The 1,019-nt window shown below is 71.1% G+C and carries 1 protein-coding gene; it reads right to left on the bottom strand.

What is annotated here, in order from left to right; genetic code table 11:
- On the bottom strand, nucleotides 1–1,019 hold a 1,019-nt coding region (rfbB, locus tag AX737_RS08955), incomplete at both ends, for a dTDP-glucose 4,6-dehydratase (protein ID WP_156453607.1).

Below are 1,019 nucleotides of genomic sequence, written 5' to 3'. Positions count from 1 at the left end.
AGGCCGAGGCGCTCGCCGGTGTAGCGGCCCTCGCGGATCGGGCGCCACCAGGCCTCGTTGGCGAGGTACCAGCGGACCGTCTCCTCCAGCGCTTCTTCGAACACCTTGGTCGGCCGCCAGCCGAGCTCGGCCTCCGCCTTGGACGGATCGATCGCGTAGCGCCGGTCGTGGCCCGGACGGTCGGCCACGAACGTGATCAGGCGCGCGTGCGGAGCGCCCTCCGGCCGCAGCCGGTCGAAGGCCGCGCACAGGGCCTCGACCACCGCGAGGTTGTTGCGCACGGCGCGTCCCCCCAGCAGGTAGGTCTCGCCGATCCGCCCCCGCTCCAGCACCGCCACCAGACCCCTGGCGTGATCCTCTACGTGGATCCAGTCGCGCTCGTTCAGGCCGTCGCCGTAGACCGGCAGCGGCCGACCCTCCAGCGCGTTCAGGATCATCAGCGGGATCAGCTTCTCGGGGAAGTGGCGCGGGCCGTAGTTGTTCGAGCAGTTCGTCACCAGCACCGGCAGGCCGTAGGTCTCGTGCCATGCGCGCGCCAGATGGTCGGAGGCCGCTTTTGACGCCGAGTAGGGCGAGCGCGGGTCGTAGCGGCTCGCTTCCGTGAAGAAGGCGTCGGGGGGCAGCGAGCCGTAGACCTCGTCGGTGGAGACGTGCAGGAAGCGGAAGGTGTCCCAGTCCGGGCCGGAGAGGCCCTCGTAGTGGCGGCGTGCGGCGTCCAGCATCACCTGGGTGCCGACCACGTTGGTGCGGATGAAGGCACCCGGTCCGGTGATCGAGCGGTCGACGTGGCTCTCGGCTGCCAGGTGCATCACGGCCTGCGGGCGGACCTGCGCGAAAGCGGCCTGGACGGCGTCCGCGTCGCAGATGTCGGCCTCGATCAGGCGGTGGCGCGGATCCTCGGCCAGCGGCTGCAGCGAGACCGGGTTGGCCGCGTAGGTGAGCGCGTCGAGCGTGGCGACCTCGTGCCCGAGATCCTGCACCAGATGCAGGACGAGCGCCGAGCCGATGAAGCCGCAGCC

Source organism: Methylobacterium sp. CCH5-D2 (assembly GCF_001556475.1).
Lineage (GTDB): Bacteria > Pseudomonadota > Alphaproteobacteria > Rhizobiales > Beijerinckiaceae > Methylobacterium > Methylobacterium hispanicum.
This window is presented reverse-complemented; position numbering and strand designations above follow the sequence as displayed.